This window comes from Rhodococcus sp. T9N, from assembly GCF_024436645.1.
Lineage (GTDB): Bacteria > Actinomycetota > Actinomycetes > Mycobacteriales > Mycobacteriaceae > Rhodococcus_F > Rhodococcus_F qingshengii.
This window is the reverse complement of record NZ_JAMSKS010000001.1, coordinates 800279-814155: the sequence shown is the minus strand read 5'-3', so window position 1 is coordinate 814155 and position 13877 is coordinate 800279. Positions and strand designations below refer to the sequence as shown.

At 63.7% G+C, this 13877-nt stretch carries 12 protein-coding genes; 6 read left to right on the top strand and 6 right to left on the bottom strand.

The features are described from left to right. Nucleotides 1–120: 120 nt before the first annotated feature. Both M1L53_RS03745 and rraA read left to right on the top strand, forming a co-directional pair. Complete coding sequence (locus M1L53_RS03745; protein ID WP_003943532.1) at nt 121–744, top strand: TetR/AcrR family transcriptional regulator; 624 nt, start codon at nt 121–123, stop codon at nt 742–744. Between the two features lie 30 nt (nt 745–774). After that, entirely contained in the window at nt 775–1251 is a 477-nt protein-coding gene (gene rraA, locus M1L53_RS03740) for a ribonuclease E activity regulator RraA (RefSeq protein ID WP_003943552.1), read from the top strand. Between the two features lie 15 nt (nt 1252–1266). Here rraA and M1L53_RS03735 read toward each other — a convergent pair whose 3' ends face one another. Then, nucleotides 1267–1494, bottom strand: a complete 228-nt coding sequence (locus tag M1L53_RS03735) for an RNA-binding S4 domain-containing protein (protein ID WP_003943569.1) — start codon at nt 1492–1494, stop codon at nt 1267–1269. Between the two features lie 88 nt (nt 1495–1582). Here M1L53_RS03735 and lysX point away from each other — a divergent pair, with 88 nt between their 5' ends. The 4 genes from lysX (at nt 1583) to M1L53_RS03715 (ending at nt 7936) form a co-directional block, all read left to right on the top strand. Then, entirely contained in the window at nt 1583–4939 is a 3357-nt protein-coding gene (gene lysX, locus M1L53_RS03730; RefSeq protein WP_054188715.1) for a bifunctional lysylphosphatidylglycerol synthetase/lysine--tRNA ligase LysX, read from the top strand. Nucleotides 4940–4952: 13 nt separating this feature from the next. Next, entirely contained in the window at nt 4953–5843 is an 891-nt protein-coding gene (locus M1L53_RS03725; protein ID WP_007735816.1) for an alpha/beta fold hydrolase, read from the top strand. A gap of 78 nt (nt 5844–5921) precedes the next feature. Beyond that, on the top strand, nt 5922–7331 hold the full coding sequence (locus M1L53_RS03720) for a diguanylate cyclase (RefSeq protein ID WP_054188716.1): 1410 nt from the start codon (nt 5922–5924) through the stop codon (nt 7329–7331). Between the two features lie 5 nt (nt 7332–7336). Continuing rightward, nucleotides 7337–7936: a histidine phosphatase family protein gene (locus tag M1L53_RS03715; protein ID WP_003943544.1), complete on the top strand. Its 600-nt coding sequence runs from the start codon at nt 7337–7339 to the stop codon at nt 7934–7936. Here M1L53_RS03715 and M1L53_RS03710 read toward each other — a convergent pair whose 3' ends face one another. The 5 genes from M1L53_RS03710 to M1L53_RS03690 form a co-directional block, all read right to left on the bottom strand. Next, the gene (locus M1L53_RS03710) at nt 7937–8926 is read right to left on the bottom strand and encodes an ABC transporter ATP-binding protein (protein WP_054188717.1); all 990 of its coding nucleotides are present in this window, start codon (nt 8924–8926) and stop codon (nt 7937–7939) included. Continuing rightward, complete coding sequence (locus tag M1L53_RS03705) at nt 8926–10023, bottom strand: ABC transporter ATP-binding protein (protein ID WP_003943600.1); 1098 nt, start codon at nt 10021–10023, stop codon at nt 8926–8928. Before M1L53_RS03705 ends, M1L53_RS03710 begins: the two co-directional genes overlap by 1 nt. After that, nucleotides 10020–11114, bottom strand: coding sequence for an ABC transporter permease (locus tag M1L53_RS03700; RefSeq protein WP_007735813.1), 1095 nt, complete (start codon nt 11112–11114; stop codon nt 10020–10022). Before M1L53_RS03700 ends, M1L53_RS03705 begins: the two co-directional genes overlap by 4 nt. Continuing rightward, nucleotides 11107–12063 carry an ABC transporter permease gene (locus M1L53_RS03695; protein ID WP_003943571.1) on the bottom strand — a complete coding sequence of 319 codons (957 nt, stop codon included), beginning with the start codon at nt 12061–12063 and terminating at the stop codon, nt 11107–11109. The genes M1L53_RS03700 and M1L53_RS03695 overlap by 8 nt, the downstream gene beginning before the upstream one ends. Nucleotides 12064–12190: 127 nt before the next feature. Beyond that, nucleotides 12191–13810 carry an ABC transporter substrate-binding protein gene (locus M1L53_RS03690; protein WP_003943605.1) on the bottom strand — a complete coding sequence of 540 codons (1620 nt, stop codon included), beginning with the start codon at nt 13808–13810 and terminating at the stop codon, nt 12191–12193. Between the last annotated feature and the right edge of the window lie 67 nt (nt 13811–13877).

Here is a 13877-nt window from a genome sequence, read left to right as displayed (position 1 = left end):
ACTCCTCGTGGTTCGGTGGCGCCGATGCGCACGTGCCGATTGTCGATACAATATGTATCGACTAAAGCCGTGACAGAATGTAACGGCCATCACAGCGATACCGCAAGGGATTTGCCCAAAATGTCCAAAGATTCCGAAACTCAGCACCGCCTGGGCCCGCAGCGAAACCCTGCAATCGACGACGCAGTACTGGACGCGACCAGGCAACTGTTGGAAGAAAAGGGGTACGCGGGCACGTCCATCGACGCCATAGCCACGCGTGCGGGAGTAGGACGTCCAGCCATCTACCGTCGGTGGCCGTCGAAGGCACACATCGTCAACGACGCGATCTATCCCGTACTCGACGTCGAACAGGGCGCGGACATCGACACCGAACTCGGCACCGAGGGCACGATCACGGATCAGATCCGCGCGCTGGTGCACGGCGCGGTTGCTCTGTTCGCAGCTCCCGCCACACGAGCCGCTGCTCCCGGATTGATGAGCGAAGTGCGAACAAACGCGGAATTACGCGACGTTCTCGTGGTGCGGCAACTGGCCGGAGTCCGCGTCGAGCTGAACCGTCGACTCGAGGCGGCGAGAGAGCGCGGCGACATCCGAAGCGGCGTCGACGCCGACGCTCTTCTCGACATCATGGCTGGCGCGGCCATCTTCGCGCTGTCGGTCCGTGACGTCTCGGACCCGGGACCGTTTGCCGATTCTCTTGCCGACATAGTGCTGAACGGCATACTCCCCGACGACAACTAGGCCCGAGCCCCGCCGACTATCCTGTGGGGCATGACCGAGCCTGTAGCGACCGCTGACCTTGCCGACGAGATCGGACCCGACATCCGTAGCTGCGACACGCAGTTCACCCAGTTCGGTGGACGTGAAGTCTTTGCCGGCCCCATCACCACCATCAAGTGCTTCCAGGACAACCTGCTCGTGAAGCAGACCCTCAGTGAACCGGGCAACGGCGGAGTCCTCGTCGTCGACGGTGACGCGAGCATCCACACCGCCCTGGTCGGCGACATCATTGCCGGCCGCGGCGTCGACAACGGCTGGGCCGGCGTCATCGTCAACGGAGCCGTCCGCGACTCCGCGATCCTGCGCACCCTCGACATCGGCGTCAAGGCTTTGGGCACCAACCCGCGCAAGAGCACGCAAACCGGTTCGGGCGAGAAGAACGTGCCGATCGAAATCGGCGGAGTCACCTTCAACCCCGGCGAGATCGTTTACAGCGACCAGGACGGCGTCGTCGTTCGCGAAAGCTAGTCAGAAGTCGCGGGATCAGGCGGGGGCTTCCACTTTGGCGGCCATCCCGCCGATCTCGACGACATCGCCGTCACGAAGCTGACGGCCACGGCGATCTTCGACCTCACCGTTGACCGAAACCATGCCGTCGGCGATCACTTCCTTGGCCTCCGCGCCCGATTCGATGAGGTTCGCGAGCTTGAGAAACTGACCGAGCCGAATCATTTCGTCGCGGATGGGTACTGCTGGAATGTTGTCGGTCATGTCAATCATCTTCCTCCTCCCACAAAACTGGACACGACAGACCACACTTAGCGTGAGGATCTGATCGACCGGTAGGAGAGGAAGCTCGATGGCACCATTGACCGAGGTATCGGACACCACTGCAGAGTTGGTGGAATCGCCACCCGAAAATCCGCGCCAGGCGCGTCGATTCCGCAAAGGGCGGTTCAGCCAGGTTCCCCATATCTCGGGACTGATCCTCGGAGTCTTCTCCGTACTGGTGTTCCTGTGGAGCATCTCGCCGGTACTGCGGCACATCCTCCGCGTCCCACGCGAATACATCGACAGCTACTACTTCGACGCACCGGATACGAGCCTGTCGTGGGCGCTCGTCGTCGCCCTGCTCGCCGCCGCCCTCGCGAGCCGCAAGCGCATCGCCTGGTGGCTGCTGACGATCTACCTGTCACTGATCACCCTCACCAACATCGCCTCCGCGATCGTCGACAAGAACCCGAACAACGCCGTGGCCGTTGTCGTTCTGCTTGTCGTGATCGGAATCCTCATCGCGGCGAGGCCCGAGTTCTACACACGCGTACGGCGCGGCGCCGGCTGGAAAGCACTCGGCGTACTGATCGGCGGCATGGCTGTAGCGACCGTGATCGGTTGGGGCCTTGTCGAACTCTTCCCAGGTGACCTACCGCAGAACCAGCGATTCCTCTGGGCCCTGAACCGCGTCACCGCTGCAGCTTCGGTCGACAACGAGGTGTTCGACGGCCACCCGCGCGTCTTCGTCAACACGGTCCTCGGTCTGCTCGGCGCCATCGCGCTCCTCGCCGCCGTCATGACGCTCTTCCGCGCGCAACGCTCCAACAACGCGCTCACCGGAAACGACGAGTCCGCGATCCGCGGGTTGATCCAGAACTTCGGTGCCGACGACTCTCTCGCTTACTTCGCCACCCGCCGCGACAAGGCGGTCATCTTCGCGCCGAGCGGCAAGGCCGCGATCACGTACCGCGTCGAGATCGGCGTCTGCCTCGCCAGTGGTGATCCCATCGGTGATCCCGAAGCGTGGCCGCACGCCATCGAAGCGTGGCAGGGGCTCGCGTCGCAGTACGGCTGGGCGACGGCCGTCATGGGCGCCAGCGAAACCGGGGCGACGGCGTACAAGAAGGCGGGCCTGAGCGTCCTGCAGCTCGGCGACGAAGCGCTCCTGCGCACCCGCGAGTTCAATCTCAACGGACGCGACATGCGCCCGGTGCGCCAGGCGGTCACCCGCGTGAGGCGTCACGGCGTCACCGTGCGGATGCGACGCCATCGCGACATCCCGCCCGAGGACATGGCAGCCGTCATCATCCGCGCCGACGACTGGCGCGACACCGACACCGAGCGCGGCTTCTCCATGGCGCTCGGCCGACTGGGCGATCACCTCGACGGCGATTGCCTCCTCGTCGAAGCCGTCATGGGTGAAGGCACCGAGGACGAAAGCGTCGTCGGCATGCTCTCGCTCGTGCCGTGGGGACCGAACGGTGTTTCGCTCGACCTGATGCGCCGTAAGCCGACGGCGCCCAACGGTGTCGTCGAATTGATGGTCTCGGAGTTGGCCACACGTTCGGACGAGATCGGCGTTGTGCGAGTTTCGCTCAACTTCGCCGTGTTCCGCTCGGTGTTCGAGGAAGGTTCGCGCATCGGCGCGGGCCCGATCCTCCGCATCTGGCGCTCGGTGCTCGTCTTCTTCTCCCGCTGGTGGCAGCTCGAAGCGCTGTACCGCTCGAACGTGAAATACCAGCCGGATTGGGCGCCGCGCTTCCTCTGCTTCGAGGACAACCGCGAACTGCCGCGCGTCGGATTCGCGTCGGCCATCGCCGAAGGCTTTGTGGTTCTGCCCAGTTTCGGGCGCAAGTCCAGCCAGGTCGTCAAGCACACGGGCACGCATGCGGCGGTGCCGGCAGCTCTGGTGACTTCCGAAGGACTGCATGCCGACGGCAGCCCGCCGGACTCGGCGCCGACGTTCACGACCAACGGTCCGCGTCGACCCGAGCAGGTCCGCGTGCGCATGAACAAGCTCGCGCAACTGGCCGACGAAGGGATCGCCGCGTACCCCGTCGCCTATCCGCCGACCCACACGATTGCCGCCGCAGCGAAGTCACCGGAGGGCACCCGCGTGCGAATCGCGGGACGCCTCCTGCGGGTCCGCGACTACGGCGGAGTGGTGTTCACGGACGTGCGCGACTGGTCCGGCGACATCCAGGTTCTGGTCGACCAGGACAACGTCGGCCGCGAGAAGTTGGCGGAGTTCGCTGCCGAGTTCGATCTCGGTGACCTGATCGAAGTCAGCGGAACCATCGGGCGCAGCCGCAAGGGCGAGCTGTCGCTCATCGCCGTCGAGTGGCGCATGAACGGCAAGTGCCTGCACCCGCTGCCGGACAAGTGGAAAGGCCTCTCGGATCCCGAGACCCGCGTCCGCCAGCGGTACCTCGACATCGCCCTCAACCCGAAGGCCCGCGAACTGCTCGAGGCCCGAAGCGCCGTCGTGAAGTCGCTGCGCGATTCACTCGGTGGTCGCGGATACCTCGAAGTCGAGACCCCGATTCTGCAGCAGGTGCATGGCGGCGCGAATGCCGCTCCGTTCCTGACACACATCAACGCGTACAACCTCGACCTCTATCTCCGCATCGCACCCGAGCTGTACCTGAAGCGGTTGTGCGTCGCCGGTATGGAGAAGGTGTTCGAGATCGGCCGCGTGTTCCGCAACGAGGGCGTCGACTTCAAACACAATCCCGAGTTCACGATCCTCGAGGCCTACGAAGCCCACAGCGACTACGAGGGCATGATGCGGATGTGCCGCGAGCTGATCCAGGCGGCGGCCGTCGCAGCATTCGGTCGCGAGATCATCATGCGTCCCGGCCCGGACGGCGAACTGGTCGAGGTCGACATCTCCGGTGAGTGGCCGGTGAAGACGATGCACGGCGCCGTCGCCGAAAAACTTGGTGTCGACGTCTCCCCCGAGACAAGTCTCGAAGACCTGCAGAAGTTGTGCGACGCCAATGAGATCCCGTACCAGTCCAGCTGGGATACCGGCGCCATCGCGCAGGAAATGTACGAGCATCTGGTCGAGGACTACACGGAGTTTCCGACGTTCTACACCAACTTCCCCACCTCGATGTCGCCGCTCACCCGGCCGCACCGCAGCATCCCCGGCGTCGCCGAGAAGTGGGACCTGGTGGCGTGGGGCGTCGAACTCGGAACCGCATACAGCGAGCTGACCGACCCTGTGGATCAGCGCAACCGGCTCACCGAGCAGTCGATGCTCGCGGCCGGCGGCGACCCGGAAGCGATGGAATTGGACGAAGACTTCCTCCAAGCCCTCGAACACGCGATGCCGCCGACGGGTGGTCTCGGGATGGGCGTCGACCGAATCGTCATGCTGATCACGGGTGGCAGCATCCGCGAGACGCTGGCCTTCCCCCTCGCGAAACCGCGTCAGTAGTCCGGATTCTCGCGTGCCGGAATTGTTCCACGTGAAACCACCGGGCGAGATCTTGCAGGTCGGCGAGAGCCGACTGCATGTTCTTGCCGAGGGCGACGGCCCCGTCGTCGTCCTGTGCGGTGGGCTGGCGGGCAATTGGTTCGACTGGGATGACTGCGCGCGTCATCTTCAGTCGGACCACACCGTCGTCCGCTTCGATCGCCCGGGCTTCGGGCTCAGCGAGCCTACTTCCGAAGTTCCGACCGTCCGCGGCGAAGCTCAGCGGATCCGCGACGTGCTCGACACTCTGGGACTGAGTGGTCCGGCCGTGGTGGTCGGCCACTCCATCGCCGGCTTCTACGTCGAAGGCTTCGCGCGCCTGTTCCCCGATCGGGCGGCGGGGATGCTCCTCCTCGATTCCAGTGCCGAGAAGGAGCCGAAACGTCTTTTCCCCCGCGACCTGCTGCTGATCGCCTCCCGAGCCGCCGCGGCTTCGTTCAGCACCACCGGGCTCCAACGACTCCTCGGTACGACGACGCGCAAGATCCTCAACCAGTCCGTGCCGCCGAGTGGGTCGTCCGAAGCCACTCTCGAATGGGTCCGGAAGATCTACCGCGAGCCTCATTATCTGGAAGCGGCGATGATCGAATACGTCGCGTACACCGATATGGCGCTGGAGCTCACCGCTTTACGACGCTCGAGCAAGCATCCACTGCCCGACATCGACCTCAGCGTCGTAGCCGCACACACTGGCCACACCACTCCCTGGTCCATCGCCTGGATGGCAAAGCAGCAGAAACTCGCCACCTACCTCGGTGGGAGTTTTCACGTCCTGCGCCCGGCGCATCACCACGCGATGATCGACCAACCCGAGGAGTTGGCGAACTTGATTCGGCGCCTCACGCAGCCGAACCGTCGGGGATGACACTTAAAGTTACAACTCGGACAGTAGCCGGATCATTGCTAGTCTCGGACAGCTTCTGCTTTCTACGACAGGCTGACCATGGACCGTTCGACACGTCGGGTGCGCTCGTGCCTGATTTTCGTGGCGATCCTCGTTGTCGCCCTGGCGGGCATCGCCGCCCGTCCGCCCGGTTTTCTGTCGACCTTCTGGCCCGCCAACGCGATCCTTCTGGGCATTCTCCTCCGTAACCCGCGCTCGTTTGCGCCGATCGGACTCGCTGTCGGCGGCGCAGCGCTGCTGACGGCGGATCTTGCGACCGGAAGCCCCGTGCAGAGGGCCTTCGAACTGAATGCGATCAATCTGGTCGGCGTCACGACAGGATTGATCGCCGCGAACTTGCTCGGCTGCTTTCCGCGGCGAATCTCCGAGACGAAGTACACGGCCAGAATCTTCCTCATCTCGGTTCTGGCGTCGTTCACGGCCGGGTCCGCCAGCGCACTACGCACTCAACTCCACGAAGGAAGCGGTGCGGCAACGGAATTGGTGGGGTGGTTCTTCGCCGACCTGTGTACGTATCTGATCGTGCTGCCGATCGTTCTGTCGGCACCGACGCTCGAACACATTCGAAGAACCTGCGGGCCGTCCGTGCGGCAGAGTCTGCGCTTGAGGCGGCTCGCACAGATCCTGGCGCCTCTGGCCGCTCTCCTGGCCTGTCTGCCACTCGCCCTGGAGGTTCAGGGAGCCCTTGCGCTGCTGCTGCCGATGCCGGCGCTCCTGTGGTGCGCAATGCGTGTCTCACTGTTCAGCACTTCACTCCTGGCAGCCGGATGGAGCGCGTGGGCACTGGTCATGGCGGGTAAGGGACGTCTGGCACTGGCAGATCCGGTGCACCTACTCAGTGAGGGGGTGACCACCCGGATCTCCGTCATCTTGATGGCACTCTCCCCCATCGCCGTAGCCGTCGCCACTGGCGCACAGCGGCGCGCTGAGCGAGAACTCCAACGCATCGCCGAATGCGACGCCCTCACCGGAACGCTGAGTCGCCACGCGTTCTGGACCCAATCGCAGGAACTCCTCGACGCCCAGCACGCGGCACAACGACCGATCGCCGTCATGATGCTCGATCTCGACCACTTCAAATCGATCAACGACAACCTCGGTCACCTCACCGGCGATTCGGTCCTCGAACAGTTCGGAAACACCCTCCTCGCCGCTACCGAAGGGCTGGGACTCTCCGGCCGACTGGGTGGTGAAGAATTTGCCGTCGCCGCCGCCGACTGCACCTTCGAGGAAGCCATCCACCTCGCGGAGCGCATCAGAGAGGCGCAAGAGGCCCACGCGCGATCCATTCGCGGTTTCGCGGGAACGGTCAGTATCGGCGTCGCCTGGGCCGATCGCGCGATGCCGGGCATGGAGACTCTGCTCGATATCGCCGACAACGCGATGTACCAGGCAAAACGCGACGGCCGAAACCTCGTGGTGGCGTTCGATCTCTACATGGCAAGGTGACGTAGGTGCAACTACTCCTGATCCGACACGCGCTCCCCGAACTGGCCGAGGTCACCGAAGGCCGCGCAGATCCCTCGCTGACCGACGAAGGTCGTGCCCAGGCACTACGGCTGCCCGCAGCACTGGCGCCGTACCGGATCACCGGACTCTTCAGCAGCCCGCAGAAGCGCGCACTCGAGACCGCAGCCCCGGTAGCGCAGATATTGGGCCTTCCGGTCACCCAGCGCGAGGGTCTGGCGGAATACGACTACGAGCAGCCGCACTACATCCCGATGCACGAGGTCCTGGAGCGGGCGCCGGAAACCTATGCGCGAATCAAAGCCGGCTGGCTCCCCGAGTCGGTGGACGGCGACGCCTTTCGTGCGCGAGTCCTCGGTGCGATCGACGAGATAGTCGCGGCAACGGACAACGACGCCACCGTGGCGATCTTCTGCCACGGCGGCGTCGTCAACATCGTTCTGCAGGAACTGCTCGGACTGGAGCGCCCGTTGACCTTCCCGATCGAGTACGTGTCCGTCACGCGCATTCTCGTGTCGCGAAACGGAAGCCGCAGGGTCGGGTCGATCAACGAAACCGGTCACGTACGCAACATGCTTCGCGTGTAGTCACACGTTGTGGCACGCCACCTGATGGCCGCCCTCGACGAGACGCAGCTCGGGAACTACCTCGGCGCAGAGATCAGTAGCCAGCGGGCACCGCGTGCGGAAGCGGCAGCCACTGGGCGGATTGAGCGGCGAGGGCAGTTCGATGACCTTCTGCTCGACGTTCTGCGCCGCAGTGACGGTGGCGTCGGGATCGGGAATCGACGCCAGCAGTAGCTGCGTGTACGGGTGCAGCGCGCGGTTCTGCATGTCTTCTGCGGGAACGATTTCGCAGACGCGGCCCAAGTACATGATCATCACGCGGTCACTGATGTTCTTCACGACGGCCATGTTGTGCGCAATGAACAGCAGCGACAGCCCGTGACGCTTCTTCGCGTCCTCGAGCAGGTTCAGAATCTGCGCCTGCACGGAGACGTCGAGGCTCGAGACCGGCTCGTCACAGATCAGGACCTTGGGGTCGAGCATCAATGCGCGGGCGATGCACACGCGCTGGCACTGACCACCCGAGAGTTCGCGTGGGGTTCGATCCCACACCATGTCCGGGTCCAACCCGACCTCGGCAAGAACCTCGCGTGCCCGAGCGTCGATGGCGGCCTTGTCTTTTCCACCCCAGATCGACGGACCCTCGGTGATGAGAGCCTTGACCTTGCGACGGGGATTCAGGGAGGAGATGGGATCCTGAAAGATCATCTGCAGCTGAGTACGGCTGCGACGCAATTCTTCCGCGCCCAGTGCCGTCATTTCCGTCTCTCCGAGGCGGATCGAGCCCGACGTCGGTGAGGGCAACTGCATGATCGCCCGGCCCGCCGTGGACTTGCCACAGCCGGATTCACCGACCACGCCCAAGGTTTCGCCCGGCGCGACGGTGAAGCTGATTCCGGACACGGCGTGAACCGTCTGCCCCTTGCCGACGTTGAATTCGACAACCAAGTCCTCGACCGTCAAGGCCGCGTCCACCGTCTCGGACTGCCTGGTATCGGTTGCTGCAGTCATCAGACCATCTCCTTCACCGCGAGCGTCAGGCCCGCTGCGGTAGTGCCGGCCTTCTCGTTGGCGACCAATGCCGTTGTGCCTTCAGGGGTGTCGACCGGGTAGTGGCACGCGAACGTGTGGCTTTCGGTTGTGTTGTCCCCCGGTCCGCCGGGAGCCAGGGCCGGGTCGCCGGTCAGGCAGTCGTCCTGGGCGTAACGGCAGCGAGCCGCGAAGCGGCAACCGGTGATCGGCTTCGTCATGTCCGGGAGTCCACCCGGAATTGTCTGCAGCACTGTGTGCGTCGGCGATTCGAGTCGCGGAATCGCGGCCATCAGCGCTTCGGTGTACGGATGACGCGGACGAGTGAACAACTCTTCGGTTGCCGACGTTTCCACAACGGAACCGGCGTACATGACCGCAACACGGTCCGATCGACCCGAGACCACACCGAGGTCGTGGCTGATCAGGATGACGGCCATATTGAGCTTGTCGTTGAGTGAGGCGAGCAGATCGAGAATCTGCTTCTGCACCGTCACGTCGAGAGCGGTGGTCGGCTCGTCCGCGATCAGCAGTTTCGGCTCGCAGGCCAGGGCCATCGCGATGACCACGCGCTGTCGCATACCGCCCGAAAGTTCGTGGGGGTACTGGTCGAGCCGACGCTTGGGCTCGGGGATACCCACCATCGACAGGAGTTCCGCTGCGCGATCGCGGGCCGCGTCCTTCTTCAGACCCAGGTGGAACTTCAAGGATTCGGTGATGTGGGTACCGATGCGCTTGAACGGATTGAGCGAGGTCATCGGATCCTGGAAGACCATGGCGATCTCGGGTCCCCAGAAGTGCTTCATCTCCGACTTCTTCATCGTCGACATGTCGCGGCCGGCAAACGTCACCGTCCCGCTGATGTCGAGAGCCGGACCCTTCTGGAGCAGTCCCATGATGGTGCGCCCGAGAACCGACTTGCCGGAACCGGATTCACCCACGATGCCGAGAGTCTCGCCGGCGGAGACGTGGATCGAGACACCGTCGACTGCTCGCAACTGGCCACGGGGAGTGGCGAATACGGTTCTGATGTTGTCCGCCTGCAGCAGCGGAACGCCGTTCTGAGCTGAAGTGGTCACAGCTTACTCCGATACTTCTCGCCGATGAGGTTGAAGGAGAACACCGTCAGGAAGAGGAAGACGCCTGGTACCAGGACGATGAACGGATGCTTCTCCACGATCCCGCCCTGACCTTCCGCAATCATGTTGCCCCAGGTCGGATCAGGTTGTGCGATACCGAGTCCGAGGAAGCTCAGTGATGCTTCCGCGACGATCAGGCCGGAGACGGCCACCAGGCCGAGCGCGGCGACGGGAACGAGGACGTTGGGAACCAACTCGCGCCAGATGACGCGCCATTTGGTGGCGCCCATGGCTCTCGCGGCAAGCACGAACTCCCGTTGGGCGACGACGATGGTGTTTGCCCTGGCGATTCGAACCATGCTGGGAATGCAGAGAATCGACAGTGCGAGGGTGATGTTGCGCAGGTTCGACGTGAGCACCGCGGCCAGTGCGATGAGCAGCACCAGAGAAGGAATGGCCAGCAGCGAGTTGGTCAGGATTCCGACCACGGCGTCGACCTTGCCACGGAAATAGCCGGCCATGACGCCGATGGTGCCACCGATGATCATGCCGATCAGCACGGCGCAGATGGCGACAGTCAAGGAAGCGCGCGCACCGAACAGGGCGCGGGCGAGCAGGTCGAGACCGAAGTTGTTGGTACCCAACGGATGATCGGAGAGCAGGCTCGGCGATGCGAAGCCCGGCTCGGCCAAGGTCTTGACCGTGTCCTTGTACTCACCGAGCGGCAGCAGCGGCGCGAAGATCGCGGCCAGGATCAGCGCGACCAGCCAGATGCACGCCAACCAGTACGAGAGATCGAACTGACTGCCCCACTTGGACGTACCGAGTTTGCCGAGCCCCTTGAAGAGGAAAACCAGGGCAACGAGCGCGAGCACGATGCGGACGGTCATCATGATCGCTGAACCGAAGAGTGCGGTGCCGAGCAGCGCAACGCCGACCACTGTGAGAATCGATCCGATCAGGACCAGATTCTTGGGCTGTTCCAGCGTCTCGACGGGACCGGGAGCCAGCAGGACTGTCTGCTGCCGGTATGTCATCACCTCGGACGGGGCCGGCGACGGGGCCGCTCCGTCTGGCGTCACTTCAGACATGGACACGACGACTCCTCGGGTCAAGATAGGTGTACAGAACATCGATCGCACTGTTGACGAGGACGTAGATGACCGCGATCACGACCACCGCGCCGAGCAGCATCGGCGAATCACCCTGCTGCGCTGCGCGGACGATGAGCGTGCCCATTCCGGGCAGCGAGAACAGCGTCTCGACGATCACGGTGCTGCCGATCATGCCGCCGAGAGCCAGACCCATCATCGTGATGAGCGAGAACGACGACGGGCGGAGCGCGTCACTGAAAAGCACTCGCAGCGTGGGCATTCCCTTGGCCTTCGACGCGAGGATGTAATCCTCACGGAGCGTCGTCACCAGGTCGGATCGGAGAACGCGAGTGAACATCGCCATCTCGAGGAGGCTGATGGTGATCGCGGGAAGTATTGCGTGTGAGAGGTTTCCGGAGAGGCTGTCGCCGATGCGCACCCACTGTGATCGCGGGAACCAGCCGAGCCAGTTGACGGTGACCATGATCAGCAACAGACCGGCGAGGAAGCTCGGGACGGAAAGAACACCGAACGTCGCGGCGCTGATGACGCGGTCGATGACGCCGCCTTCGTGGTGCGCCGACCAGAGTGCGAGCGGAACTGCGACGACGAGTGCGATGACCAGACCCATCACTGCCAACTGAACGCTGACGGGGAGAGCGGAACTGATCGCGGTGAGGACGTCCTGCTGCGGGGGAACGAGCGAGTTGCCGAGGTCGCCCTGGAGAGCGCTGGTCAGCCAGTCCCAATAGCGAACCAGGAGTGGATCGTTGAGTCCGAGCTGCTGCCGAACTTCCTCGTACTCGGCAGGCGTTCGGCCTTCACCGAGAACGGAGACAGCGGGATCGCCGGGGATCAGTGATGCCAGCACGAAGGTTCCGAAGCTGACGATCAGGATCACAATGACGAGCTGGCCCAATTTCTTACCTATTGCGCCGATGTTCATCGATTTCGTCTCCTTCGGACAGCGAGCTCGCAATACACAGCAGTTCCTCTGATTTCATTTCTTCGTTCGCAGCCGGCCCCGATCCGCTGCAATACGGGCGCGGGGCCGGCTGTGAACTTCAGGCTCTCTAGGACTTCCAAGCTCCGTCGAAGAGCACGATTCCGTCGAGGCTCTGCTCGAGTCCGTGAACGTTCTGGTTCCACACGTCGAGTGCGGCGACGTTGCCCCACACCTGCCACGGGACGGTTTCGTTGGCGCGTTCCTGGATCTGGGCCAGGACTGCCTTCTTGTCCTCGTCGGTGGTTGCGACGCCCAACTTGTCCAGGAGAGCATCCATTTCGGCGTCGGAGTAGCCGGTCGCGTTGTTACGGCCACCGGACTTGATGCCCGTGTACAGACGCTCGTAGGGATCGGCCTCGGCGAGGCTCAGTGCTGCGGTGCTCATGTCGTAGTCGTGATCGGCGTACATCCGCTTGACCAGATCACCTGCACCGGTGACGTATTCGATCTGAGCGTCGAAGCCGACTGCGTTGAGCATCGCCTGGATGGCCAGAGCCGTCGCCTGTGCGGACGGTTCCTGGATGGAGAGGAAGGTGATCTTTCCGTCGTAGCCGTCGGCCTTGGCCTGATCGAGCAGTTCCTTCGCCTTGGCGGGATCGACGCCGATCGGTGCGACGTCGTTGTGCCAGCGCGAGGTGTCCTGGAAGATCTCCTGGCCGGGCAGTCCCTTGCCGTTGTTGACGCGGGTGTTGAGCGTCTCCGGATCGACGGCCAGCGCCATCGCCTGGCGGACACGGACATCCGAGCCCGGGCGGCCCGGGGCCATGTTCACGTTGGCGATGTAACCGAGCGACGGGATGTCGACGAAGCCGGGGTAACCCGACTCGATCAGATCCAGGATCGGGGTGAGCGTACGCATGTACGCGGCGTCGATGCCGCCCGTCTTGAGTGCTTCGGCGGTGGGCTGAGCGCCGACGATGCTGATCAGCTTGAGCTTGTCGATGTTCGGTGCGCCGTCGTAGTAGTCGGGGCGAGCAGCCAACAGCAGTTCCTCGTTGGGAGCGAACTTCTCGAGGGTGAAGGCGCCGGCGCCGATCGGGGTGAACTGGTCACCCTGCTGGGCGCTCGGGGCGACGATCATGCCGGGTCCGGTGGCGAGCATCGACTGGATGCCTGTCCACGGATCAACGAGGTTGAAGACTACGGTCGTCGCGTCGGGGGTGTCGATCGAGGCAACCTTGGAAGCCCACAGGCTCGACTGAGGTCCCTTGTTGGTGACGTAGCGGTTGATGCTGTCGGCGACGGCCTTCGAGTCGAGAGCTGTGCCATCGCTGAACTTCACACCGTCGCGGAGCTTCAGCGTCCAGGTCTTGCTGTCCGAACTCGCTTCGAGCGACTGAGCGAGCTTGGGCTCGAACTTCTGCCCGATCGGGTCGTAACGCATGAGCACGTCGTAGATGGCGCTGAGCTCGCTGCCACCGGTGGCGCCGGCAACCTGAGCCTTCGCGGGATCGAGAGTCGTGACCGCCGAGTAACCGCTGAACGTCAGCGTGCCGCCCTTGGTGGGAGTGCCGGGATCGGCCTGCTCGTTGACCATGCCGATCTTCAGCGAGGAACCGGAATCAGCGGATTCGCCGCCGCCATTGCTCGAGCCGTTGTCGGCGCACGACGCCAGGAACATACTTGCGGTGATCGCCAGCGCAGCCGCAGCCAATCTGCGACTTCCGCGGCGGGAACTACGACTCATTCGAATGCCTCCAAGGCGGGGTAAGACCGTGACGTGATGTTGAACACGAAACAGTCTGTGATGGGAG

Excerpts from the sequence above, each read along its gene's own strand:
- M1L53_RS03745 (WP_003943532.1), top strand. The coding sequence starts at position 121 with ATGTCCAAAGATTCCGAAACTCAGCACCGCCTGGGCCCGCAGCGAAAC.
- rraA (WP_003943552.1), top strand. The coding sequence starts at position 775 with ATGACCGAGCCTGTAGCGACCGCTGACCTTGCCGACGAGATCGGACCC.
- M1L53_RS03735 (WP_003943569.1), bottom strand. The coding sequence starts at position 1,494 with ATGACCGACAACATTCCAGCAGTACCCATCCGCGACGAAATGATTCGG.
- lysX (WP_054188715.1), top strand. The coding sequence starts at position 1,583 with ATGGCACCATTGACCGAGGTATCGGACACCACTGCAGAGTTGGTGGAA.
- M1L53_RS03720 (WP_054188716.1), top strand. The coding sequence starts at position 5,922 with ATGGACCGTTCGACACGTCGGGTGCGCTCGTGCCTGATTTTCGTGGCG.
- M1L53_RS03710 (WP_054188717.1), bottom strand. The coding sequence starts at position 8,926 with ATGACTGCAGCAACCGATACCAGGCAGTCCGAGACGGTGGACGCGGCC.
- M1L53_RS03700 (WP_007735813.1), bottom strand. The coding sequence starts at position 11,114 with ATGTCTGAAGTGACGCCAGACGGAGCGGCCCCGTCGCCGGCCCCGTCC.
- M1L53_RS03695 (WP_003943571.1), bottom strand. The coding sequence starts at position 12,063 with ATGAACATCGGCGCAATAGGTAAGAAATTGGGCCAGCTCGTCATTGTG.
- M1L53_RS03690 (WP_003943605.1), bottom strand. The coding sequence starts at position 13,810 with ATGAGTCGTAGTTCCCGCCGCGGAAGTCGCAGATTGGCTGCGGCTGCG.